We start from the raw sequence: 24,071 nt of genomic DNA, 5'->3' as shown, positions 1-24,071 counted from the left end.
ATGAAAAGCTCAAGCCTAGCACACCCAATGCCCCTTTCGCCCCGCCTTCAGTTCTGGGACTTAGGCAAGCAAGGGGCTTAGGTAAGAGAGTTAGCTCTTAGGTAGCGTAACGTTAAGCTCCAGCACCGAACAGTTGTCTTCGCTGTCCAGGGAGATTTGAATAGCATCGTCGTCCACGTGCACGTAACGGCGAATGACCTCAAGCAGTTCGCGCTCCAGCATCGGCATATAGTCGGGCTGGCCGCGCTGGCTACGCTGATGCGCAACAATAATTTGCAAACGTTCTTTGGCTACCGAGGCGGATTTCCTGCGCTCACGCTTCAAGAACTCCAGCAGTTTCATCGACGACCTCCCCCGAACATACGGCTTAGCAGACCTTTGCGTTGCAGCTCGTGGAAACGTAGCGGCATGTCCTCACCTAGTAAACGCGATACGGTGTCGCTATAGGCTTGGCCCGCATCGCTGGAAATATCGTGGGTCACCGGAACGCCCTGATTAGAGGCGCGCAATACGGCCTCCGATTCCGGAATCAAACCCAGCAGATTAATCGCCAAAATTTCACGAATATCATCCAGCGTCAGCATATCACCGGAGGTCACTCGCTCGGGGTTGTAGCGGGTGACTAGCAGGTGCTCCTTAATAGGATCTTCACCCTGCTCAGCGCGGCGAGTTTTAGAGCCCAGCAGCCCTAAAATACGGTCAGAATCACGCACCGACGATACTTCAGGGTTGGTCACCACGATGGCCTCGTCAGCGAAGTACATGGCCAACTGCGCGCCGCGCTCGATACCGGCGGGCGAATCACACAGAATGTAATCAAAATCTTCTCTGAGCTTTTCCAGAATTTCCGCCACGCCCTCTTGGGTCAGGGCATCCTTATCGCGGGTTTGGGAAGCTGGCAGAATAAACAAATTCTCAACGCGCTTATCACGGATCAGCGCTTGGTTAAGCACCGCCTCGCCTTGAATCACGTTGACTAGGTCATACACAACGCGTCGCTCGCAGCCCATGATGAGATCGAGATTACGCAGACCCACATCAAAATCGATCACCACGGTTTTCTTACCGCGAAGCGCAAGCCCGGTTGAGATGGCCGCCGCACTGGTGGTTTTACCGACCCCTCCTTTACCAGAGGTCACAACAATTATCTTGGCCAAAAGTCACTTCCTTCTTGAAGTCGTTCGTCGCGAGCGCAGGTCGGTCGGCGCTCTGCGCATAACGGGAACGTCAATGTCATCAACATGCGATACTGTAACGGATAGCGCCTACGGCGTCGCTAGGTATGAAGCACCAACGCCGCCTCATATAAACACCTTACCCTAATGGCTTAATTTCCAGCTGCTCTTGGGTAAAATGAACTTCTGCAGGCTGGCCTCGAAGCTGTGCATCAATATCTTCCGAGCGCTTATAATTACCTGCCACAGACAGCAGCTCGGCAGCCAATTCACGGCAATAAATACCCGCCTGGGTATTGCCATGAATACCTGCCAATGCACGGCCACGTAGCGCGCCATAAACGTGGATACTGCCTGCCGCCAGCACTTCCGCCCCGGCATTGACCGCGCCAATCACGACCAAATCACCGTCAGCAGCGCTTAGTTGCTGCCCCGAGCGCACGGTGCCACGGTAGAGCCGCGTCGCTATCGCGGGTGCTGGTGTTTCGCTCATCGTCTCTTCACGGGTGACTTCATGCACCGGCGACGTGTTAACACTTTCAAGCGTTCGTGAACGCGCCTCCGCCACCGGAGGAAACCAGCCAAGCCCTAACGCCCAAGCCGACTGACGTACAGGTTCACTGCCACCGCGTACTGCCACCGGCAACAGTTTATGGTCACGACACACGGCACAAATCCGCTCAAGGGCTAAGTGGGGTTCATCGAGTTTTTCCACGCTGAGCACAACCGGTGTATGCTGAAAGAAAGCTGGAGATTGGGAAAGCTTTCCAGCTAACTGCTGCCGGATTTGCTCCGGGTCAGCACTATTGAGCTCCATGACGGTCATCGGCAGCATGCCGCCCTTGAAGGTAAAGGCCACTGCGGCACTATCCACGTTAAGGCTCATGGCCGAACTCCATGTCATGTTCAAGTAAGATAAAGGTAGCGTACTATTACGCATTGCGTCTTTTAAAAACGCTACCATTCAGAAACAGCAATAGTGTGGTCTAGAAAATCGCCGCTTACCACAGCATAGTAAGATCAAGCTAAGCGACAGCGGCGATGACTGCAACCGCCCAGTACTAGAAGACTGATTTTTTTTCACGCTATGCACCTCCTACAGCAGGATGATCCATGCACGGACTGTTAAGACGCCTGTTCGCACCTCGGTGGCAACACCCCGACCCAGCGGTGCGCCGCCAGGCCCTTGAGCGACTCGACCCTCAACAAACCGAACAGCGCCAGGCGCTGCAGTCACTCACTCATGATAGCGATAGCCAGATTCAGCTTGCCGCGCTGCTTGCTCTGGACAACTGCGCAGGCTTGGTCGACGCTTACCCGCAGCACCAGCAAGATGAAGCCTGGTTTAATGCGGTTTGCCAGCGGCTAAGCGGGCGCGAAGGCGATACCGACTTGCCGCGGCGTCAGGCGCTGGTTGAGCGTATTGAGGACCCGCGCGTACTCAATGCGTTGGCGTTGCAGGGCGACAACCTCGATTTGCGCTTGATCGCACTGAGTCGGCTCACGGATGAGAACGATTTGATTCACCAAGCCTGCCACAACGGCGTCGCCGCCGTTCGCCACCAGGCCGCCGAGCGTGTTGAGGACGAAGAAGGACTTAAACGGCTCTTGAAAGAGGCACGTCGCGACCGCCAAGTGGTGCGCTTGGCGCGAGAACGCCTCAATCGTTTACGCAGCGATGCGCAGTGGCTGGAAGCAGAGCAGCAAAAGCGCGAAACGCTCTTGACGCAACTTGAGCAACACGCTCGGGCGCCTTGGGAGCCACTTTACGGCGGACGTTTTCGCCATCTTCAGCGCCAATGGGAACAACTGACGCAACCGCCAAGCGTTGAGCAGGACCAACGCTACCACCAAGCGCTACTTAAATGTCGCAAAACGCTACACGACCATGAAACCCAAGAGCAGGTTCGCCAGCAAAGCCTAGCGCGCCGCGACGAAGCCGACAACACCCGCGAACAGCTGCTTGAAGGCCTCGAAGAAACCCTCGATGGCCTGCGTCACATGGCAGCCATTACCGCCCAGGATATTGACAGCCTGCGCGCCCAGCGCCACCTGCTGGGGCAACGCTGGCAGGCGCTTTCCGACATGCACCCGCCAAGCGATGCCATGCGCCAGCGTTATACGCTCGCCCTGCAACGCTACGACCAGTGTTTAGAGGCCTGGCAGCGCTGGTGCGCCGTCAGCCCCGCCGTCGAAACCGCCCTGGCGAATGGCGATCACGCCAGCCTGGCAGCGCAGGTTGCGCAATGTCAGTGGCCTCAAGAGTTAACCCCGCCTAGTCTCCTGGCCCGCGCGCAAGCAGTGCTTAGTGAAGCCGACGCCCCTGCAACGCCGCCAGTGGAAGATCAAGCCACGCTGGACGCCCACGCGGCCGAGCTCGACACCTTTAAACAGTTGTTAGAGCGCGGCGCCTTTAAAAGCGCCAGCCGCCTACATCAGCGCCTTAAACACCGCATCGAAACGCTCGAAAGCCCCGCTGCTCAACCGCTCAAAGCGCGCTTAAAACAGTTAGCCGCACGGCTTGCTGAGCTGCGCGATTGGCGCGGCTTTGTCGCTGGGCCGAAACGTGAGCAGCTGTGTGCCAGCATCGAAGCGCTTGCCAATGATCAGTATATGGAAGAGGCGGCACTCGACCGCCACCACCGCCAACTGGTCAAAGAGTGGAAATTGCTGGGGGACGCGGCAGCCAACCGCGAACAGTCCGCTCGTTTTCGCAGCGCCTCTGACCGCATTCATGAACGTCTAGCCCCCTGGCGGGATCGCCTAAGCGAGCAGCGCGAGGCGAATCTACACGCCCGTGAAGCGCTGTGCGAGCAGCTTGAAAACCTGCTGGACCAGCCTGCTGACGACGCCGACCCCGACGTTCTACGGCAGATTCGCGACAAAGCGCGCCACCAGTGGCGCTACCACAGCCCGGTGCCCCAGGAGCGAGCAGAGGCCGTTGGACGTCGATTCGGCACTATTCGTCACCGCTTACAGGCATTAATTGATCAACGCGCCGAGACTATCGCCGCACAAAAACGCGAGTTGATCAGCCAAGTGGCCGCGTTGCGCAGCGATGATAGCCAACCGTTGGCCCAGCGTATTCAGCTGACGAAACAGTTGCAGAAGCAGTGGCGGGCGCTAGGCAGGGCCCCTAAAGGCGAAGAACAAACGCTGTGGAGAACCTTTCGCCATGAATGTGACCAGCTGTTTGCCCAACGCGATGCACATAAAAGTGAGCAGGCCGCACGCCAGCAACAGCAGCTTGATGAGATGCAAACGCTGATCGACCAAATGGATAGTTGGCAGCCTAACGACGCCAGTGAGACGGCAACGCTGGAGCGCTTTATTGAGCAGGCCAATCAGCTAGAGCCACTGCCCCGCAACCGGCGTAGCGAAGGTATGCAGCGCCGCATGAGCGGTATTGTGCGCGCGCGAAGAGAGCGCTTAAACCGCCTTGCGGTTGCCGATACCGTGCAGCAATGGCACGCCATCATGCCGCTGGTCAATGCCCACTTGGCGGCTGATCAACACTATCTAGACGAGGGAGCCCCGAGTGATGTGGATGCACAAGCGGTACTCAGCGCGCCGCTGCCGGTCGTCTTCAATGAAGCGCATTACACGCGCAACCAGCAGCGCCATACGGTCGCCGTGCCGCTATCAGCCGCTGATCATGCCAACATTGCAGATTCACTCGCCCGGCTCAGAGTACGTCTCTCAATGCTGGCGCTGGGCAGTGTGCGCCAAAGCGACGAACCCTTGCGTCTGGCGATTCAGGTAGAGCGTTTGAATGAAGGCTTTAACCAAACGCGCAGTTCCGATCAAGATGTGACCGATATCCTGGCCGCATTACTGGCACTCGGGCCCATGCCTTCTGCGCTATGGCACGCAGAAGTCGAAGAATTGGACAGTCTACTGAGTCGGCTGGCGCGAGTTCCGCCACCTTAGCGTGAGCGAGATAATTGACTAACGATAACGGGAGGCTTATTGCCTCCCGTTTGCCTTCTCCCCCGGGCAGGGGAGAAGGCCTCTTTGCCAGTGGGCGCCGTTAGCCCATAAACTGGCCGCCGTTGATATCAATGTTAGCGCCAGTGATAAACCCGGACTCCTTATCGGCTAAGAAGGAAACCAGCCGACCAATTTCCTCTGGGGTGCCATAGCGCTTCACTGGGATGGTTTCCCGGATTGCCTCGCGCACTTTTTCTGGAATATTCATAATCATGTCGGTGGCGATATAGCCGGGCGATACGGTATTAACGGTAATTCCCTTGGTCGCTGTTTCCTGCGCCAGCGACATGGTTAGGCCGTGCATCCCTGCCTTCGCAGCGGCGTAGTTGACTTGGCCAAACTGGCCTTTACGTCCGTTGATGGAAGAAATATTGATGATCCGCCCATAGCCATTCTCAAGCATCATCTCGATCACGCTACGGCAGGTGTTAAAAACGCTGTTGAGGTTGGTATCAAGCACTTCGTACCACTGCTCATACGACATTTTCTTCATGGTGCCATCACGGGTAATGCCCGCACAGTTCACCAGTACACTGATAGGACCATGCTTGTCATGGATTTCTTTGGCTCCTTCTAGGCAGGCGTTATGGTCGGCAAGGTCGACACCGGATAGTTCGATATTGTTGTAACCGTCAGCTCGCTGGGTTTCTAGCCAGGTTTTGGCTTTATCGGGGTTACGGTAACCCGCGACAACCAGATATCCCGCATCTGCCAACGAACGACAAATTGCCGTACCGATTCCACCAGTTCCACCAGTTACCCAGGCGACGGGGGCTTGATTGGCCATTGACTACCTCCCTGATATGACAAATAGCTTGGGTTTCAAAGCACGCACATTGCGCCACAAGCCATTGTGAATAAGCGCGGTTGCGCCTGTATTACCCTGATGCATTATTGTTTGAGCAATGCACCAACATAAAATTGTTGTTATCGCTACCTAAAGCATAGCTGTACTTTGCCTATGTTGCAGCAGGGTGCTTACATCCGCTATAAGCCGAACGTGTTAATCCCCCTCTTGACTTCACCTAAGACTTCTGTAGAATACGCAACAAGTTGATGCGGGGTGGAGCAGTCTGGTAGCTCGTCGGGCTCATAACCCGAAGGTCATCGGTTCAAATCCGGTCCCCGCTACCAATATTTTGAAAGGCAGATCAGTTACTTACTGATCTGCCTTTTTTATTTCTGTTCGTCGGCTAACTTCCTGTGACGTATATGTGACACATTCGCTTTAATGGGCACGAGGTAGGTATCCGCGCAGATCAAGAGCTCGTCACTATTGAGCTGAGACTATCAGAGCTTGAGCAAGAAAAGGCTGCTCTCCTTTCTCGAAAGCAAGAGCTGTATCGCTCTGCAAACAGACATGATTTACCGCTACTCACCCCTGGCCAGAAAATCGAAGTATACCGAAAACTCTTTCGAGGCAGGCAGGATGTTTATGCGGTTCGCTGGCAGAGTTCCGGCGGCCGTTCCGGCTATGCTGTCGCTTGTGCGAATGAGTGGATGCCGGGCATCTGTCAGAAACCACGGATTAAGTGCGGAGAATGTCGACACAAAAATTTCAAGCCCCTCGATTTTGATGCAGTTTATGACCACCTGTCTGGCAAACATGTGACCGGCCTTTACCCTTTACTACCGGATAGCTCTTGTTACTTGCTGGCGGCGGATTTTGATAAGGGGGACTGGAAAGCGGATGTTCGTGCACTAGCCCAGGTCTGTCGTGGTGAAGGCGTACCCTATCTTGTGGAGATTTCTCGGTCCGGTGCGGGTGCCCATCTATGGATTTTCTTTTCAGAAGCTGTTCAAGCTTCGTCAGCGAGGACGTTGGGATTCAAATTGTCGGATAAGGCCATGGAGCTTCATCCAGGCTTATCCTTCGACTCCTATGACCGGCTATTTCCTAACCAAGACACCATGCCTGATGGTGGATTTGGCAATCTGATTGCCCTGCCGCTTCAACACGAGGCGCGAAGTCGCGGATGCACCGTCTTCGTCGACGACAACTTTACGCCATACCCGGATCAATGGGCACTGCTCAGTCAGCAACAGACACTTTCATCAGCTCAGCTTGAAGAGCTGATCGGCAAGGAGGCTAATTCCGGTGTGACTGCAGATACTGTGTTGCCGTGGGAGTCAACGTTACCGGTTGATACAGGGAAGCTTTCTGGATGTCCTGAAAGCATCACGCTCATCCTGACCAGTCACATTTATATGAAGTTATCAGGCATTCCAGGAACATTGGCGGCACGAATAAAACGAATGGCCAGCTTTGCTAATCCTGTATTTTTCAAAACACAGTCGCTTCGTTTCTCGACGCATGGCATCCCTCGCTACATATCATGCGTCCATATTGAGCAAGGTTATCTTTCTATTCCCAGAGGCTGCTTGGATGAGCTTCAAGATCTGCTGCTGGAACAGGGAATCACGGTGGACATTGATGACCGTAGAATATCAGGCCAGTTTTTACCTAGAGTCAGCCTAAAAGCAACGCTGCGTGGCGACCAGGACAAGGCGGTGCAGGCACTTGTCCAACACGATACCGGAATACTTCATGCATCGACCGCTTTCGGTAAAACCGTAACGGCTATTGGCGTGATAACCAGGCGACAAGTCAACACACTGATCCTCACGCACAGTCGTCAGCTACTTGATCAATGGAAGGAGCGACTCGACACCTTCCTTGAGGGTGCGCCCATCGGTGTAATTGGCGGCGGTAAAAAGAAACCTACTGGGCAGGTCGACGTTGCCACTTACCAAAGCTTGATCAATAAGAAAGACAATACGGTCTCGAAGCTGGTCAAGGAGTACGGGCAAGTCATCATCGATGAATGCCATCATATCTCAGCGCCACGTTACGAGATGTTGCTTAATGAGGTCAGCGCTCGATACGTCATTGGTTTGACAGCAACGCCTGATCGTCAGGATGGCCACCAAAAAATCATGTTGATGGTTGCAGGGCCCATTCGTCACAAAGCCCAGGCGCAACACAGTAACCGATTTATCCAACGCGTCATTGTTCGAGAGCATCACGAAACACCCCCCACCCACATCTGCCAGCCTAGTGAGCGGCCCCATATCGCATCGGTTTACCATTGGCTTGCCCAAAGCAGCGCCCGAAATCAGGCCATTGTTCAGGATGTTGCAAGCTGTGTGCACAACCAAGCAAATTGCCTTGTGCTGACGGAACGACGAGAACATGCCGAGACCTTGGCGACACTGCTGGATGCTGAATCCATAACGTCGGTTGTGTTGCGTGGTGGGATGCGCGTCAGGGAACGTCAGACGGCGGAAGCGCAGTTACATAAGGCTCAGGTTATCGTTGCAACCGGCAAATACATCGGAGAAGGTTTTGACTTGCCTCGGTTAGACACGCTGTTTTTAGCACTGCCCATCGCCTGGAAAGGAACGCTGTCACAGTACGCCGGCAGGACCACCGAGCGGTTGAGGGCAAACAGGAAGTCACTGTTTATGACTACCTTGATACTGGACTACCCATGCTTGAACGCATGTTCCGAAAACGTGAGAAAGGCTACAAAGCGATGGGGTATCAGTTTGTCTCTTCGGGGCAAACCAGATTGCTTTAGCCTTTGAGAGGCAGTCAGTCGTTAAAAGCTCATCAAGTGAACTGAGGCCAAGAATTTCTTCACTTGTCTAGCTGAACCCAGTTTATCTGGTCACTCTCAGGCGGCTACTTCCTTCTCGTCTTCAATCTCCAGTTCGAGATGGAAGTTAGCTGGCCCCGTCAGGTTGACCAAAGCATCGAGACTGAACTTATTAATACGGCCGTTCAGCAAGTCGTTGAGGCGGGGTTGGGTGATCCCCAGGCGATGTGCAGCCTCTTTCTGAGTAATATCCCACTCCCTTACACGGCCAGCAATCCTCGCCATGAGCTCGGAGCGCAGCCGCATGTTCAGCGCCTCTTCAGGAGTGTCCTCGATGGCGTCCCACACACTGTCGTAATACTCGATGGCCATTTTCTAACCTCGCTTGGTGGTTGGGCTCAGGGCAGCTCCTTGTATCGCTGCTTGCCCAAGTCGATATCTTTTTTAGCAGTCTGCTGGGTTTTCTTCTGGAAGCAGTGGAGCACAAATACCGCGTCGCCCCGGTTGGCCACGTAGAAGATCCGAAAGGCGCCGTTGTGTTCCCGAATGCGGATTTCCATGACACCAGGGCCAACGCTTGGCATTGGGCGGAAATCGTCCGGCTGGCCTCCAGCCTGAATCTTGTCTATCTGAAATCCCGCTTCTCGCTTGGCATCCAGAGAGAAGTCGCGCAGCCGATCCTTCGAGTCTCCAACGAATGCAACAGGTTTCTTGCGCGCCACGCTGGCTCCTTGACTGCCATAAATTTATATCAGTTCAGATATAATAAGCTCATTAATCGAATGCTTCAAGCTGCTTTCACTGTCGCCGTATCACCAATATGATGCCGTTGACTATTCGCACCTGGGTTGGCAGTCTCAATGACCAAATTCAATATCTGACCCTCCGGTATGGTTTTGCCACGACTCGCTGCTATTGCGACCTCTCTACTGAAGACCGAGCCACCATCATGCAGATGCGGGTTCACTACTAAATCCGGACCATCGCCCGACAATTGGAACATCCGCCCAGCGCCATCTCACGGGAACTGGCATACCAAACAATCCGTTCTGACAAAACCTATGATGCCAGTCTCGCCGGTTTCAGAGTCCGGCTAACCCGCTGGCGGCCTCAGCAGCAGCCTAACGGTCATTTATGCTGTAAATTTTACATTTTATTTTGTGACACTCTTTAGCGTGCGAAATTGACCTTAAATCACCTAGACAGCATTTCAAAAACCGACAAAAACCCTTATATAGCGGCCACTTTGGATAAATAACAACAAATAAAGCAATGCTAAGGAAATCAAATCAATCCGGCTCATAACCCGAAGGTCATCGGTTCAAATCCGGTCTCCCGCTACCAATATTTCGAAAGGCAGATCAGTTATTTACTGATCTGCCTTTTTTGTTGGCTGCCATTCCAAAAGGCTCTGTGCCCACACCGCGCTCATTTTTTTAAATGTCTTCAGGTATCAGCAAACTAAGGAAGACACTCATTCGTGCTCCTCTACCGGGGAACTAGCGTTAAGGGGCAGCCGAGCAATCAGCCCTTTCACCTCGGCGGAGACCTTTGCAATGGTTTCCTCATCATAAAATTGCCCTCTTCGCTTGCGCAGTCCTTTTTCATACAGCTTTACGTGCTCAGTGGGCATCACATCCGCTTTGGCGAGACAGTGGCTGGCGCAATGCATCTGACACCCATCAATGGCTACGATAGGCCGCCCGGATCGGGCAATGCGTACCAGACCAGGCACACCACCGCCTACACCCGCAATACACGACATTTCTGCCTCTCCTGCATGATCAAGACGCAGGGCAACACTATTGGCCAGTTGCGCAACATCAGAGCAGCCGGAGCAGGCATAAATCAGTGCGCGGGGTTTATGATGTGAAGACATACCCTCTCCTATAAAACAAACGACGTCAGCGGCCGCGATAACTACATATTTTCAAGCGTCGAACTGACTGATCGGGTAATAGGGGTATGAGCTCCCTTCTATCACGTCGGTGTCAGGATTAACCATCAGATAACCGTGGGCCTGACTCGCCGCGCTGAGCATGTGCGAGCCCTGCCCGCCCGCTAATTGCGCGACCGGTGCCCCATTGGACCAATCCAGCATCACCCTTAGCAACTCGCAGCGCCCCCGGGGGCCACGCTGATCAAATCCTGATTTGACGGTATAGCGCTGTAAAGCAGCCGGGCGCCTGCCTTGCATGGCGTGAATAAATGGCAGCGCCAACAGTTGCCAGCCCACCAAAGAAGCCACCGGGTTACCCGGTAGCGCGATTAATGGCGTGGACGAAGAAGAGGCTGCATCTAGGTAGCCAAATGCAAAGGGTTTTCCTGGTTTCATGGCGACACCATGAAAATACAGCCCGCCACGTTGCTCGATTACCGGGCGTACGTAATCCTCCTCGCCGACAGAAACACCGCCGGTGCATATCACTAGGTCAGCAGCGGTTTGAGCATGGTCAAACGCCTGGTGCAACGGTTGCGGCGAGTCGGCGATGACGCCCAGATCCAAAACATCACATTGAGCCTTCGCTAGCAGTACGTTAAGCATGGTGCGGTTGCTGTCGTACACCTGCCCCGGAGATCGCACAGTACCTGGGGCAATCAGCTCATCGCCGGTGGAAAGTAGCGCTACTCGAACGCGTCGATTGACGGTAACCGTGTTGATTCCATGGCTTGCCAGCAGTGCAATCGACGCGGCATCAAGAAACGTACCTGCAGTGAGTAGCGGGGTTCCCATGCGGGTCTCCTCGCCCTGGCGGCGAATGTTAGCGCCGACCACCAAGCTACCCTCGATGTGTATATGCCCGCGCTGATCAAGGGTTACCCGCTCTTGAGGTACTACAATATCCGCCCCCATGGGTACCGGCGCGCCGGTAAAAATACGTGCGCAGCCTCCCGTGGGTAACAGCAATATCCCCGCCCCGGCGGGTATGCGCTGCAGAACCGGCAGCCCTTCACCGCCAGGAGTAGCTTGGTAGTCGGCCAGACGCAGCGCGTAGCCATCCATGGCGCTGTTATCTACCCCCGGCATATCAAGTGGTGCAACCACTGTTTCAGCCAATACTCGCCCAGCCGCTTGTTCAAGGGTAACTTCTTCTACTGCATTAAGCGGCATGCCGGCGTCGATAAGCCATTGGCGCGCCTCAAACACGTCCAGCAAGCCGGGCGTTACTATCTCGCCACACTGGCAGTTCATACAGTAGCTCCCAATCCAGTAGTCACCTGACGGCTGGCGCAGCCGGGGGCTTCAGTCAATACCATCGCCGCGAAGTTACATGGCCGGGTGCGGGCATCAAGCTGCAAGGCAATAATCCGCTCCCATGCCATGCTGCACGCCTTGGGCGAGCCGGGCATGGCGAAGATCAGCGTTCGATTGGCCACTCCCGCTAGGGCACGAGACTGAATCGTTGCCGTACCGATGGTCTTCAGCGAGTAGTACCGAAACAGCTCGCCGTACCCCTCGATTGCCTTGTCGAACAGGGGTGTCAGCGCCTCAGGGGTGGTATCGCGAACCGTAAAGCCAGTGCCGCCATTAACCAGAATCGCCTGGATATCTGTTCGCGCGATCCACTCCGAAACCACGGCGCGCACTTGGTAAATATCATCAGAAACGATGCGTCGTTCTACCAAGCTATGGCCGCTCGCGCTTAGGTGTTGAACGAGCAGGTCACCGCTGCCATCTTCATCGAAGCCACGCGTATCGGACACCGTTAGCACCGCAATACCAAGCGGAGTGAAAAGAGCATCTACAGGAACATGGGACATCAAGCCTCTCCTATTAGCTTTGCTATTGTTTCAAGCTATTGCATCAAGCTGCCGCCAGCATCGTCATCCAAAACAATCCCTTCGACGCCTATGTCGCTCTCTAACGCCAGCAAATAGTGACGCAGCGCGCGCCGCGTCGCCTGTTCCCGCAGGCTGTGACGCACTCGGTCGGCCACCTGATCGAAAGGTAGCGCCCGACCTTCACGCCGTTCGTCAATACTCACTACATGCCAGCCATAGCGAGACGCCAAGGGGCGCTCGTGAAGACCTTCAGGCAAGTGCTGCAAAGCGCGATCCAGCTCAGGAACGGTCTGGCCTGACACTAGCCAGCCCAAATCACCATCCATCTCTTTTGAAGGGCACGCGGAATGGTGTTGAGCAAATTCGGCAAACCGCTCGGGTATGGAAGTAAGTTCTTTAAGCAGCTTTTCGCCAAGCTGGTACGCGTCATCGCGGCCCTGGGAATCATCGGGTGCGGCTGCAAGTAGGATATGCCGAACACGTAACTGCGCCGGTTCGCTGAAGCGCTCGCGGTGGGTGTCAAAAAAGCGCTGGCAATCCGCTTCTCCCGGTTCGGGCACCTCAAGCTCCTGCTCGAGCAAGGCGGCAATTGCTGTATCTTCCTGCGCTTCGGTCGGATCCTGGGATGGCATCATACCCAGCATGTTAGCTCGCTGGCGTAGCAGCTCCCTGACCACCAGGGCACGGGCCGCCTGAAGCTGGGCCTCCCCCGCCGTTTCGGCGGGGTGATACTGCATCTCTAACGCAATCGTTGCTTCATCGATACAGGCGTCGCCGACGCGTACCAGCGGCGCGGCTGCGCCCCCGGGTAGCTGTTCGATATCAATCATCTGCATGTTATTTCTCCTCTTTGCATAGTCGAGCACAGCAAGTGTTTAGGCGCGCCGGCGAACAAGCTGATACCGCCGGGTAACATAGCCAAACGGTACGCTCCACACATGCACCAAGCGCGAGAAGGGGAACAACAGAATGATGGTCAGGCCGAGGAAGATATGGACCTTGTAGATCCACGACACTTCCTGCATGTAATCCGCCGCGCCGCCACTGAAGAAGACAATCGACTGCGCCCAGCTGGAGAGCGTCAGCATCATTTCGCCGTCCATATGCCCCAGCGAGAAGATAATAGTGACCATCCCCAGGCCCGCCTGAAACACGATCATCCCCAGAATTAAGGTATCCATCAGGCTGGAGGATTGACGTACCCGCGGATTAAAGATGCGCCGATGTAGCAGCATGGCACCGCCCACCAGACACATGGCACCGGCAATTCCGCCCACCACGATGGCTATCAACTGTTTAGTACCGGCATGCAGGAACGGCGCGTAGACCCAGTGCGGCGTGAGCATACCCACCAGGTGGCCGAAGAAAATCACGATAATACCGATGTGAAAAAGGTTGCTGCCCAGGCGCATGTTCTTCGATGACAGCATCTGGCTGGAACCGGTCTTCCAGGTGTATTGACCATGATCGAAACGGAGCAGACTACCCAGCAGAAACACCGTGCCCGCCAGATAGGGGTAGTAACCGTAGATCAGATGGGTGAAATAGTGCGCAATCGCGTCGTACATAGCGGTTCTCCTATTAACGATTGGCAGAAGAGGTTGGTGAGGTGGCGCTCATAATGCGAACGGCCTCGCTCTTAACGGTATTCTTGCGCTCGGCAAGACGACGGCCTTCGGCGGACTGCAGCGCGCAATCTTCGTCGGAAGTCGCCGAGAAGCGCACCGCTTCTTCTTCCCATACAGCGTCCAATGCTTCAGGTGTGTTGTCGGGCGCTTCTTTTTTGACCTGTGGCCGATGCTCTTCGACATCGCCCTCGGCACCGATCAACGCCAAGAGCGACAGCGGCACCAAGGCGTGATCGGCTCCCCGCTCCTCCAGCCGCGCGGTGAGCAGCGCCAGGATATGGCGTATTTCGCCCAGCCAGCGGCCGATCTCGGTTTCTTCGCACATCGAAAGGTATTCAAGGAACACCGGCAGATGGTCGGGAAGCTCGCGAGCATCCAGTTCGAAACCGGCCGCGCTGTACTCGGCCATAAGATCAACCATGGCCTGGCCACGATCGCGAGACTCGCCGTGAACGTGCTCGAATAGCAGCAGCGACGTAGCGCGCCCCTTATCGAACATGGCAACGTACTCGGCCTGCAGCTCAAGCAATTCACCCTCATGAAGGCGTTGGCACCACTCCATTAGTGACAACTTGAGGCCCGCGCCCAGGCGACTCTCAGCATTGAGGATTTCGATGAGTTCGCCGCAGGCATCCTGCAGTTCCTGAGTTGGGTAATCGAGCAAGCGGGCCAGTACACGCAGGCTACGCATGTCTTGTGCTGGCTCGAACGACGCCTCTACCGGAGCGGCTGAGACAGACAATTGAATAGCGGCTTCAGTCATGACGTGACTCCTCAAGTTGTGGCTGCGGGTCGAAGACCTCTACCGGTTTTACCAATACGCTGGTCTGCTTACGGCCGTTAAACAGGTTGGGCTGGCTCTCACCATGGCAACCATCACCAAAGGTAAAGCCGCATCCTCCCCGTTCCGGGAAGGCTTCGGTCGCCATTTCGCGATGGCTGGTGGGGATCACGAAGCGATCCTCGTAGTTGGCAATCGCCAGGTAGCGGTACATTTCTTCCACCTGGGCTACGCTCAGCCCTACGGCGTCGAGCACCTCGGCATTAGGGGCGCCATCCACATGCTTGCCGCGCATGTAAACGCGCATTGCCATTAAGCGCTTGAGTGCCAGCACGACGGGCTCCTCTTCGCCGGCGGTTAGCAGGTTGGCTAGGTACTTGACTGGAATACGCAGCGATTCGATCTTGGGCAGGATGCCGTCGAATTCCACATGTCCCGCTTCCGCGGCGGATTGAATCGGCGACAGCGGCGGCACGTACCACACCATCGGCAGCGTGCGGTATTCCGGGTGCAGCGGCAGCGCCAATCCCCAGTCGATAGCCATCTTGTAGACCGGGGAGGCCTGGGCGGCTTTGATGACGTTATCCTGGACACCATCCCGCTTGGCCTGGGCAATCACTTCAGGGTCATGCGGATCAAGGAAAATCTCGCACTGGCGGTGGTAGAGGTCACGCTCGTCGGGTGAACTGGCCACTTCCTCAATGCGGTCGGCGTCATACAACAGCACACCGAGGTAGCGAATCCGGCCCACACAGGTCTCGGAGCAGATGGTCGGCTGACCGGCCTCGATACGCGGGTAGCAGAAGATGCATTTTTCGGACTTACCGCTTTTCCAGTTGTAGTAGATCTTCTTGTAGGGGCAGCCGGAGATACACATCCGCCAGCCACGGCATTTGTCCTGGTCGATTAGTACGATGCCATCCTCTTCCCGCTTGTAGATCGCACCGCTGGGGCAGGACGCCACGCAGGTGGGGTTCAAGCAGTGCTCGCACAGGCGCGGCAGGTACATCATGAAGGTGTTTTCGAACTGGCCGTAGATATCCGCCTGGACCTTATCGAAGTTGGCGTCTTTACGGCGCTTGGCGAACTCGGTGCCCAGGATCTCTTCCCAGTTCGGGCCCCACTCGATCTTTTTCATGCGCTTGCCGGAAATCAGCGAGCGTGGGCGCGCCACCGGCTGGTGCTCACCGATCTTGGCGGTATGCAGGTGTTGGTAGTCGAAGGTGTACGGCTCGTAGTAGTCGTCCATCTCGGGCAGGTCGGGGTTGGCGAAGATGTTCGCCAGCACCCGCCACTTGCCGCCGATGCGCGGCTCAATGCGGCCGTCGGTGCGGCGCATCCAACCGCCCTTCCATTTAGCCTGGTTCTCCCACTCTTTGGGATAGCCAATACCGGGTTTGGTCTCGACGTTGTTGAACCAGGCGTACTCCATACCTTCGCGACTGGTCCAGACATTTTTGCAGGTCACCGAACAGGTGTGGCAACCGATACACTTATCAAGGTTGAGAACCATGCCTACCTGGGAACGAATCTTCATTTCACGGCCTCCTGAACGCTGTCATTGCCTTCACCATCCAGCCAGTCAACGTGTTTCATCTTGCGTACCAACACGAACTCATCGCGATTTGAGCCGACGGTGCCGTAATAATTAAAACTATAAGAGAGCTGCGCGTAGCCGCCGATCATATGGGTGGGCTTGGGGCAGACACGGGTGACCGAGTTGTGAATACCCCCCCGCGTGCCGGTGATCTCAGAGCCGGGGACGTTCACGTTGCGCTCCTGAGCGTGGTACATCATCACCATGCCCGCCTTGACACGCTGGCTGACCACGGCCCGTGCGGCAATCGAACCATTGGCGTTGTAAACCTCAATCCAGTCGTTGTCCTCGATCTCGATTTCCGCGGCATCTGCCTCGGAAAGCCATACCACCGGGCCGCCTCGGTTAAGCGTCAACATCAGCAGGTTGTCCGAGTAAGTGGAGTGGATGCCCCACTTCTGGTGCGGTGTGAGGAAGTTCAGCGCCTTGCTCTTGAAGCCGTTGTCGGCAGGCAGCGTGAAGCCTTTGGCCGCCTTGGTGTCGATGGGTGGGCGATAGACCAGCAGGCTTTCGCCGAAAGCGCGCATCCAGGCATGATCCTGATAGAACTGCTGACGACCACTCACGGTGCGCCAAGGGATCAGCTCATGAACGTTGGTGTAACCGGCGTTATAGGAGACATGCTCATCCTCGAGGCCAGACCAGGTCGGGCTGGAGATAATCTTGCGCGGCTGAGCGACAACATCGCGGAAGCGGATCTTCTCCTCCTGCTTGGGCCTCGCCAGGTGGGTGTGGTCGCGTCCGGTAATTTTGGAGAGCGCATCCCACGCTTTTACTGCCACGGCGCCATTGGTTTCCGGTGCCAGGGTCAGAATCATCTCGGCGGCATCGATAGCGCTGTCGATCAATGGACGCCCTTTATGCGGGCCATCCAGCTTGCGATGATTGAGTTTACCTAGCAGCTCGACTTCAGCATCGGTATTCCAAGCGATGCCCTTGCCGCCGTTACCGATGCTTTCCAGCAGCGGCCCTACGGAGGTGAAGCGCTCATAGGTTTCGGGATAGTTGCGCTTGACCTCAATCAGCGATGGCATGGTCTTGCCGGGAATCGGCGCACACTCGCCCTTCTTCCAATCCATCACCGCCGGTTGAGCCAACTCTCCTGGCGAGTCGTGCTGCATCGGCAGCGTGACCAGGTCGGTCTCTTCGCCCAGGTGGCCTACACACACCTTGGAGAATGCTTTGGCAATACCCTTGTAAATATCCCAGTCGCTGCGCGATTCCCAGGCCGGGTCGGTGGCGGCAGTCAAGGGGTGAATAAAGGGGTGCATATCAGAAGTGTTAAGGTCGTCCTTCTCATACCAGGTCGCCGTCGGCAGCACGATATCCGAGTAGAGGCAGGTGGTGGACATACGGAAATCCAGCGTCACCAGCAGGTCGAGCTTGCCTTCCGGCGCCTCGTCACGCCATATCACTTCTTCGGGCTTCTGGCCGCCGAAGTCGCCCAGATCTTTACCCTGAATACCGTGGCGAGTACCCAGCAGGTACTTGAGCATGTACTCATGGCCCTTACCGGAACTACCTAGCAGGTTGGAGCGCCAGATGAACATATTGCGCGGGAAGTTCTCTGGCGCATCCGGGTCTTCCGCTGCAAAGCGCAGTTCACCGCTCTTGAGCTGCTGAACCGCATAGTCGGCTGTCGACATACCCGCGGCTTCGGCTTTTTTCGCCAGGCGTAGCGGGTTAGTGTCAAGTTGAGGTGCTGACGGTAGCCAGCCCATGCGCTCAGCACGCACGTTAAAGTCAATCAGGCTACCGGGGTAATCTTCCGCCTTGGCCAACGGCGAAAGAATTTCTTTAATCTCCAGCTTCTCGTAGCGCCACTGGGAGGAGTGACTATAGAAGAAGGAAGTAGAGTTCATATGACGCGGCGGACGCTGCCAGTCGAGGCCAAAGGCTAGCGGCGTCCAGCCAGTCTGCGGGCGCAGTTTTTCCTGACCAACATAGTGGGCCCAGCCGCCACCGCTCTGACCGATACAACCGCACATGACCAGCATGTTAATCAGGCCGCGGTAGTTCATATCCATGTGGTACCAGTGGTTCATACCGGCACCGACGATGATCATGCTACGGCCGTTGGTTTTATTGGCGTTGTCGGCAAATTCACGGGCAATGCGGGTGCACTGCTCTGCTGGGACACCGGTGATTTTCTCCTGCCACGCGGGGGTATAGGGACGAATCTGATCAAACGAGGTCGCGCCATCATCTTCGCCGTCGCCGACAAAGCCACGGTCGATACCGTAGTTGGCACACATCAGATCAAAAACGGTGACCGCCAGCATTTCGCTGCCATCGGCTCTCTTCAAACGTTTGGCGGGCAGGTTGTGGAACAGCAGGTCATCGGCGGCGCCAACACCGGCCCCTTTGACGTGTTCGAAGTGTTCATGTTCAATGCCACCGAAGTAGGGAAACGCTACGCGTGCGACGCTATCGTGGTGGTTGACCAAACTGAGTAATGGCTTGATTTCAGTGCCTGCGGCATCCAGCGACTCCAGGTTCCACTTGCCTACTTCGTCGCCAGTTTCACCCCAGCGGAAGCCGATCGATCCACGTGGCACCACCAGCTGGTCGCGGGTTTCGTCCCAGGCAACGGTTTTCCACTCGGGATTGTTTTCCTGGCCCAGGGCAGCATCAAAATCACTGGCACGCAGTTGGCGGCCAGGGGCGAAGCTGCCATCTTCACGCACTTCTAGTTCCACCAGGAACGGCATGTCGGTATAGCGCCGCACATAGTCAGTGAAGTAAGCACTCGGGTTATCGAGGTGGAACTCTTTGAGGATGACATGGCCCATGGCCATCGCCAGGGCGGCATCGGTGCCCTGCTTGGCGGACAGCCATTCGTCGGTCAGTTTGGAGACTTCGGCATAATCCGGAGTGATCGAAACCGTCTTGGTGCCCTTGTAACGTACTTCGGTAAAGAAGTGGGCATCCGGGGTACGCGTCTGGGGCACGTTGGAGCCCCAGGCGATAATGTAGCCGGCGTTGTACCAGTCAGCGGACTCGGGAACGTCGGTCTGCTCGCCCCAGGTCATCGGCGAGGCCGGCGGCAAGTCGCAGTACCAGTCGTAGAAGCTCATGCAGACGCCGCCAATCAGCGAGAGGTAGCGGCTACCCGCGGCGTAGCTGACCATGGACATGGCAGGAATCGGCGAGAAGCCGAGAATGCGGTCAGGACCGTACTGCTTGGCGGTGTAAACGTTAGAGGCAGCGACCAGCTCGTTGAGTTCGTCCCAGTTACCGCGAACAAAACCACCCATGCCGCGAGCACGCTTGTACTGTTTGGTCTTGGCGGGGTCTTCGACAATAGACGCCCAGGCGTCTACCGGGTCTGGGTTAGCCTTGAGCGCTTCGCGCCATAGCGCCAGCAGCGGCTTGCGCACTAATGGGTACTTCAGGCGATTGGCGCTGTACAGATACCAGGAATAGCTGGCACCGCGCGGGCAGCCACGCGGTTCATGGTTAGGCAGGTCGGGACGGGTACGCGGGTAGTCAGTCTGCTGGGTTTCCCAGGTAACTAAGCCGTTCTTAACGTAGATCTTCCAGCTACAGGAGCCGGTGCAGTTCACCCCATGGGTGCTGCGTACTACTTTGTCGTGCTGCCAGCGGGCACGATAACTATCTTCCCACTGGCGGGATTCGCTGCGTAGTTCGCCGTGTTCGTTGGCAAAAGGCTCGCGGGACTTGCGGAAGAAATTCAGCCGATCTATGAAGTGACTCATGGTCGATCTCCAGGCTCCTCGGAAATTTGCATACCCGTCAGTGCGGGTTCCATGGAGTGGATTCTGCGTGATCGACAAGCGAATTACTGCGTGATTACCTCCATATACACCCTGTCTACCCCCAAGGTGATAGAGCGGCGAACGTAAAGGAATAGACGGTTGGCGCTGTTGAAATCACACCGTGCGCGAATAACGGTTTTCTGTTGGTTTCAGGTAGGCGTCGAACGCCATGGCCAGGTTGCGGATCATCAATCTCCCTGAAGGCAGCACCTCGATGTCATGGTCGCGCAAAGCAACTAACCCGTCGTCAGCCATCTCTTCGAGGCTCGCCAAGGCACTCGCGAAGTAGCTGCGAAAATCGATATTGTGCCGGGCCTCGATAGCGGCAAATTCAAGTCGGCCGTGACACATCAGCGTATTGATGACATCGCGACGCAGGCGGTCGTCATCGCTAAGGCGATAGCCACGGAAGACCGGTAAACGCCCTTCATCCAAACGATGCTGATACTGGGCAGTTTCCTTGACGTTCTGGCTGTAGGTATCGCCCACCTTGCCAATCGAAGTAATGCCCAGCCCAATCATGTCGCAGTCGGCGTGGGTAGAGTAACCCTGGAAGTTGCGCTGCAGAGTGCCATTTTCACGGGCCAGGCTCAGCTCGTCATTCGGAAGGGCGAAGTGATCCATGCCGATGTAGACATACCCTGCGGCCGTCAGGCGGTTAATCGTAAGCTCCAGCAGCTCCAGCTTGCGCTCGGGTGGCGGCATGTCTTCGGGGCGAATTAGCCGCTGAGCTTTAAACAGTTCGGGCAGATGAGCGTAGCTATAAGCGGCAATGCGATCCGGTTGCAGGTCAATAATCTTGGTTAGCGTCGTATCGAAACTCGCCACCGTCTGCAGCGGTAAACCGTAGATCAGGTCAACGCTGACCGATTCAAACCCCGCCTCGCGGGCAGCCTTGACCAGGGATACCACCTGCTCTTCACTCTGGACGCGGTTGACCGCTTGCTGCACATCGTGATCGAAGTCCTGAACCCCGAAGCTCAACCGATTGAAGCCCAGCGTGTAGAGCTCGTACACCTGTTCGGGGGTCACGGTGCGGGGGTCTACCTCCAGCGAGAATTCACGCTCTTCAGGTGCGGCGAAGTGAAAGGCTTCGTCCAGCGCCGTCATCAGTTCGCTTAGCTGGGCGTTGCTTAAGTAGGTTGGGGTGCCACCGCCCAGGTGTAGTTGGGTCATTCGCCGGGAGGTATCGAATAGCGCCCCCTGAACACGTATCTCCTGTTTTAGCCACTGGAGGTATTCGGCGGCTCGCTCGGTATTATGAGTAATGATTTTGTTGCAGGCGCAGTAATAGCACAGGCTCTTGCAGAACGGGATATGCACATAGACCGAAAGCGGCTTGGGTGCTGCGGCCCGGTTACTGCGCTCGGCAGCGCTACGGTAGTCATCCTCGGCAAACGCCGCATGAAATTGGGGCGCGGTGGGATAAGAAGTGTACCGCGGGCCTGGGCGGTCATATTTCTCTACCAGGGGGCGATTGAAGAGCAGTTCATCTTGCATGATCGAAATAGGTCTCTGAAAAGGGGCTCTAAAAGAGGTCTCTGAAAAAGAACTCTGGAAGTGGGCACAGCAAGCATTGGTTAATATTCATACAATATACGTTTTAAAAACTGCCTGCATCCAGCTTGCCTACTCGGCAGCGTTATCCTCTTTTGAAAGCCACTCCGATATGACCTGTGTCAAAAGCCAATAAAAAATAGGTGACTAAAATGCTCGGACTTTCCCCGTAAGGAGTCTCGCTATGGAGCTTGTATGTCCCGCTGGTAACCTGCCCGCCTTAAAGCGCGCCGTCGATGAAGGTGCCGACGCTGTCTATTTCGGTTTCCAGAACATCACCAACGCACGGCAATTCGCCGGGCTAAACTTTACCGACAAACGTGCCCGGGAGGGGATCGATTACGTCCACCGACATGGCAAACGCGTTTTTTGCGCTATTAATACCTACCCCCAGCCCGATGGCTGGCAACACTGGACTCGGGCCGTGGATCAGGCCGCCGAACTGGGCGTGGATGCGCTGATTCTCGCCGATATGGGGCTGCTCGACTACGCTACTCGCCATCACCCCGAGATCTCGCGGCACCTTTCAGTGCAGGGTTCGGCGACTAGCCATGAAGCGCTACGCTTTTACCGCCAGCATTTCGGCATCAAGCGCGCCGTGCTGCCACGGGTGCTGTCAATCACTCAGGTACGCGACCTGGCCAAGCAAACACCGGTAGAGCTGGAAGTGTTCGCTTTCGGCAGTCTGTGCATCATGGCCGAAGGACGCTGCTATCTCTCCTCCTACCTGACCGGCGAATCGCCCAATACCCGGGGCGTCTGCTCGCCGGCAGCCCACGTGCGCTGGGAAGAGACTCCGCAAGGCTTAGAATCGCGCCTAAACAATGTGCTTATCGACCGCTACGCCGAAGGCGAGCGCGCTGGCTACCCCACCCTATGCAAGGGTCGCTTCGAGGTAGCGGGTGAGACTTACCACGCCATCGAAGAACCCACCAGCCTCAATACCCTGGAGCTATTGCCGGAGCTGCGCGACCTGGGCATCAGTGCGGTCAAAATTGAAGGTCGCCAGCGCAGCCCTGCCTATGTCTCGAAAGTAGCCAGTATTTGGCGTCAGGCGCTCAACCGCCTAGCGACTGAGCCTGAACGCTTTCATCCAGAAGCTGCCTGGATGTCCGGCCTTGCCGAGCTTTCCGAAGGCGCCATTACCACCTTGGGCGCCTATGAACGGCGCTGGAAATAGGAGCTAACAATGTCGAGCACCACACTGCCCCAACAACCGATCTCGTCCAGCGATCCTCTACAGCTTTCCCTCGGGCCGGTTCTTTTTTACTGGACGCGAGAGCGCTATGAGGCGTTCTACCGTGAAGCAGCCGACTGGCCGGTAGAGATTATCACCTTAGGCGAAACCGTCTGCTCCAGGCGTCGCGACATGAAATTGGACGACTGGGTAGGCATTGGGCGCGAGCTTGCCCAGGCGGGCAAGCAGGTTGTACTCGCCAGCCAGACACTGATCGAGTCTGAGGCCGACCTGCGTGACCTGCGCAAGCTCTGCGATAACGGTGACTTTATTGTCGAGGCCAATGATCAGAGTGCCCTGCAACGCCTCTCCAGTGCCGGACTGCCGTTCATCGCCGGTGCTGCGCTCAACCTTTACAACCCGGCGACACTGGGCGTTATGGCCCGTGCCGGCATGCGGCGTTGGCAAGCGCCGGTGGAAATGTCACAGCAAGACTTAGCCAAGCTTATTCACGATTGCCACCAGGCAGGCATTCCCCACCCATGCGAAGTATTCGCCTACGGGCATCTCCCCTTGGCCTGGTCGTCACGCTGTTTTACCGCCCGGCGTCACCAAACACCCAAAGACCGCTGCAAGTTCGTCTGCCAAAAATACCCCGAAGGCTTGGTGCTACGTTCACAAGAGTCCCGGGATGTTTTTACCCTGAACGGTATTCAAACCCTTTCCAGCGCCTGCCAGGATCTGCGCCATGAACTGACGGTCATGGCGGATATGGGGGTGGCAGTGGCGCGTCTCAGCCCAAGAGCGGAAGGCATGGCCGAGGTAGCCAACGCCTTCGATCAGGCCCGACACGGTAGGTTGCCTGCTCCCGACCCGTTGGCATTGGTGGAGGCCGACATCTGCGACGGTTACTGGTACGGCCGACCGGGTATGGATAATACCCGCACGATGATCGACTAAAGCAATAGCCTAAGCGCCACCACGCCTTACTATTTTTCTTCATCG

19 protein-coding genes and 1 tRNA gene are annotated in these 24,071 nt (G+C 56.2%); 5 read left to right on the top strand and 15 right to left on the bottom strand.

Annotated elements, in window-relative coordinates; translation table 11 throughout:
* Positions 1–90 precede the first annotated feature (90 nt).
* The 3 genes from minE to minC all read right to left on the bottom strand — a co-directional run bounded on the left by minE (position 91) and on the right by minC (position 2,061).
* Complete coding sequence (gene minE / locus RZA33_RS08940) at positions 91–342, bottom strand: cell division topological specificity factor MinE (protein WP_007111776.1); 252 nt, start codon at positions 340–342, stop codon at positions 91–93.
* A complete protein-coding gene (gene minD / locus RZA33_RS08935) occupies positions 339–1,157 on the bottom strand; it encodes a septum site-determining protein MinD (RefSeq protein WP_317507508.1) in 819 nt (272 codons plus the stop codon). The genes minE and minD overlap by 4 nt, the downstream gene beginning before the upstream one ends.
* A 157-nt stretch (positions 1,158–1,314) precedes the next feature.
* Entirely contained in the window at positions 1,315–2,061 is a 747-nt protein-coding gene (minC, locus tag RZA33_RS08930; protein WP_317507507.1) for a septum site-determining protein MinC, read from the bottom strand.
* A gap of 227 nt (positions 2,062–2,288) precedes the next feature.
* Here minC and RZA33_RS08925 point away from each other — a divergent pair, with 227 nt between their 5' ends.
* Positions 2,289–5,105, top strand: a complete 2,817-nt coding sequence (locus RZA33_RS08925; RefSeq protein ID WP_317507506.1) for a DUF349 domain-containing protein — start codon at positions 2,289–2,291, stop codon at positions 5,103–5,105.
* Positions 5,106–5,205: 100 nt separating this feature from the next.
* On the opposite strand, the gene phbB is transcribed toward RZA33_RS08925, so the two are convergent.
* The gene (gene phbB / locus RZA33_RS08920) at positions 5,206–5,952 is read right to left on the bottom strand and encodes an acetoacetyl-CoA reductase (protein WP_317507505.1); all 747 of its coding nucleotides are present in this window, start codon (positions 5,950–5,952) and stop codon (positions 5,206–5,208) included.
* Positions 5,953–6,222: 270 nt separating this feature from the next.
* Between phbB and RZA33_RS08915 the strand changes: the two genes are divergently transcribed.
* Positions 6,223–6,299, top strand: a tRNA-Met gene (locus tag RZA33_RS08915).
* Between the two features lie 87 nt (positions 6,300–6,386).
* Positions 6,387–8,753, top strand: a complete 2,367-nt coding sequence (locus RZA33_RS08910) for a TOTE conflict system archaeo-eukaryotic primase domain-containing protein (RefSeq protein ID WP_416337857.1) — start codon at positions 6,387–6,389, stop codon at positions 8,751–8,753.
* 89 nt (positions 8,754–8,842) lie between these two features.
* Here RZA33_RS08910 and RZA33_RS08905 read toward each other — a convergent pair whose 3' ends face one another.
* From RZA33_RS08905 to hemN, 11 genes are all read right to left on the bottom strand, one after another.
* Positions 8,843–9,136: a helix-turn-helix domain-containing protein gene (locus RZA33_RS08905; RefSeq protein ID WP_317507503.1), complete on the bottom strand. Its 294-nt coding sequence runs from the start codon at positions 9,134–9,136 to the stop codon at positions 8,843–8,845.
* Between the two features lie 26 nt (positions 9,137–9,162).
* Positions 9,163–9,486, bottom strand: a complete 324-nt coding sequence (locus RZA33_RS08900) for a type II toxin-antitoxin system RelE/ParE family toxin (RefSeq protein WP_317507502.1) — start codon at positions 9,484–9,486, stop codon at positions 9,163–9,165.
* Positions 9,487–10,238: 752 nt separating this feature from the next.
* Positions 10,239–10,643 carry a putative zinc-binding protein gene (locus RZA33_RS08895; protein ID WP_317507501.1) on the bottom strand — a complete coding sequence of 135 codons (405 nt, stop codon included), beginning with the start codon at positions 10,641–10,643 and terminating at the stop codon, positions 10,239–10,241.
* A gap of 51 nt (positions 10,644–10,694) precedes the next feature.
* A complete protein-coding gene (gene glp, locus RZA33_RS08890; protein WP_317507500.1) occupies positions 10,695–11,957 on the bottom strand; it encodes a gephyrin-like molybdotransferase Glp in 1,263 nt (420 codons plus the stop codon).
* Complete coding sequence (gene moaB / locus RZA33_RS08885) at positions 11,954–12,526, bottom strand: molybdenum cofactor biosynthesis protein B (protein ID WP_317507499.1); 573 nt, start codon at positions 12,524–12,526, stop codon at positions 11,954–11,956. The genes glp and moaB overlap by 4 nt, the downstream gene beginning before the upstream one ends.
* Positions 12,527–12,561: 35 nt before the next feature.
* Positions 12,562–13,383, bottom strand: coding sequence for a peptidylprolyl isomerase (locus tag RZA33_RS08880; RefSeq protein ID WP_317507498.1), 822 nt, complete (start codon positions 13,381–13,383; stop codon positions 12,562–12,564).
* A gap of 39 nt (positions 13,384–13,422) precedes the next feature.
* Positions 13,423–14,115 carry a respiratory nitrate reductase subunit gamma gene (gene narI, locus RZA33_RS08875; RefSeq protein WP_317507497.1) on the bottom strand — a complete coding sequence of 231 codons (693 nt, stop codon included), beginning with the start codon at positions 14,113–14,115 and terminating at the stop codon, positions 13,423–13,425.
* Positions 14,116–14,128: 13 nt separating this feature from the next.
* Positions 14,129–14,938 carry a nitrate reductase molybdenum cofactor assembly chaperone gene (narJ, locus tag RZA33_RS08870; protein ID WP_317507496.1) on the bottom strand — a complete coding sequence of 270 codons (810 nt, stop codon included), beginning with the start codon at positions 14,936–14,938 and terminating at the stop codon, positions 14,129–14,131.
* Positions 14,931–16,493 carry a nitrate reductase subunit beta gene (narH, locus tag RZA33_RS08865; RefSeq protein ID WP_317507495.1) on the bottom strand — a complete coding sequence of 521 codons (1,563 nt, stop codon included), beginning with the start codon at positions 16,491–16,493 and terminating at the stop codon, positions 14,931–14,933. Before narH ends, narJ begins: the two co-directional genes overlap by 8 nt.
* Positions 16,490–20,272 (bottom strand): nitrate reductase subunit alpha, encoded by a 3,783-nt coding sequence (locus tag RZA33_RS08860; RefSeq protein WP_317507494.1) that lies wholly within the window; start codon positions 20,270–20,272, stop codon positions 16,490–16,492. The genes narH and RZA33_RS08860 overlap by 4 nt, the downstream gene beginning before the upstream one ends.
* Positions 20,273–20,446: 174 nt before the next feature.
* A complete protein-coding gene (gene hemN / locus RZA33_RS08855) occupies positions 20,447–21,832 on the bottom strand; it encodes an oxygen-independent coproporphyrinogen III oxidase (RefSeq protein WP_317507493.1) in 1,386 nt (461 codons plus the stop codon).
* A 241-nt stretch (positions 21,833–22,073) separates the two neighbouring features.
* Here hemN and ubiU point away from each other — a divergent pair, with 241 nt between their 5' ends.
* Together ubiU and RZA33_RS08845 are read left to right on the top strand one after the other, a co-directional pair.
* Positions 22,074–23,069, top strand: coding sequence for a ubiquinone anaerobic biosynthesis protein UbiU (gene ubiU, locus RZA33_RS08850; protein ID WP_317507492.1), 996 nt, complete (start codon positions 22,074–22,076; stop codon positions 23,067–23,069).
* 9 nt (positions 23,070–23,078) lie between these two features.
* Positions 23,079–24,026, top strand: coding sequence for a U32 family peptidase (locus RZA33_RS08845; protein WP_317507491.1), 948 nt, complete (start codon positions 23,079–23,081; stop codon positions 24,024–24,026).
* Positions 24,027–24,071: the final 45 nt, after the last annotated feature.

The sequence above is a fragment of the Halovibrio sp. HP20-59 genome, assembly GCF_033052795.2.
Taxonomy (GTDB): Bacteria; Pseudomonadota; Gammaproteobacteria; order Pseudomonadales; family Halomonadaceae; genus Vreelandella.
The sequence above is the reverse complement of the archived record's forward strand: the minus strand, read 5'-3'. Positions and strand labels throughout refer to the sequence as shown.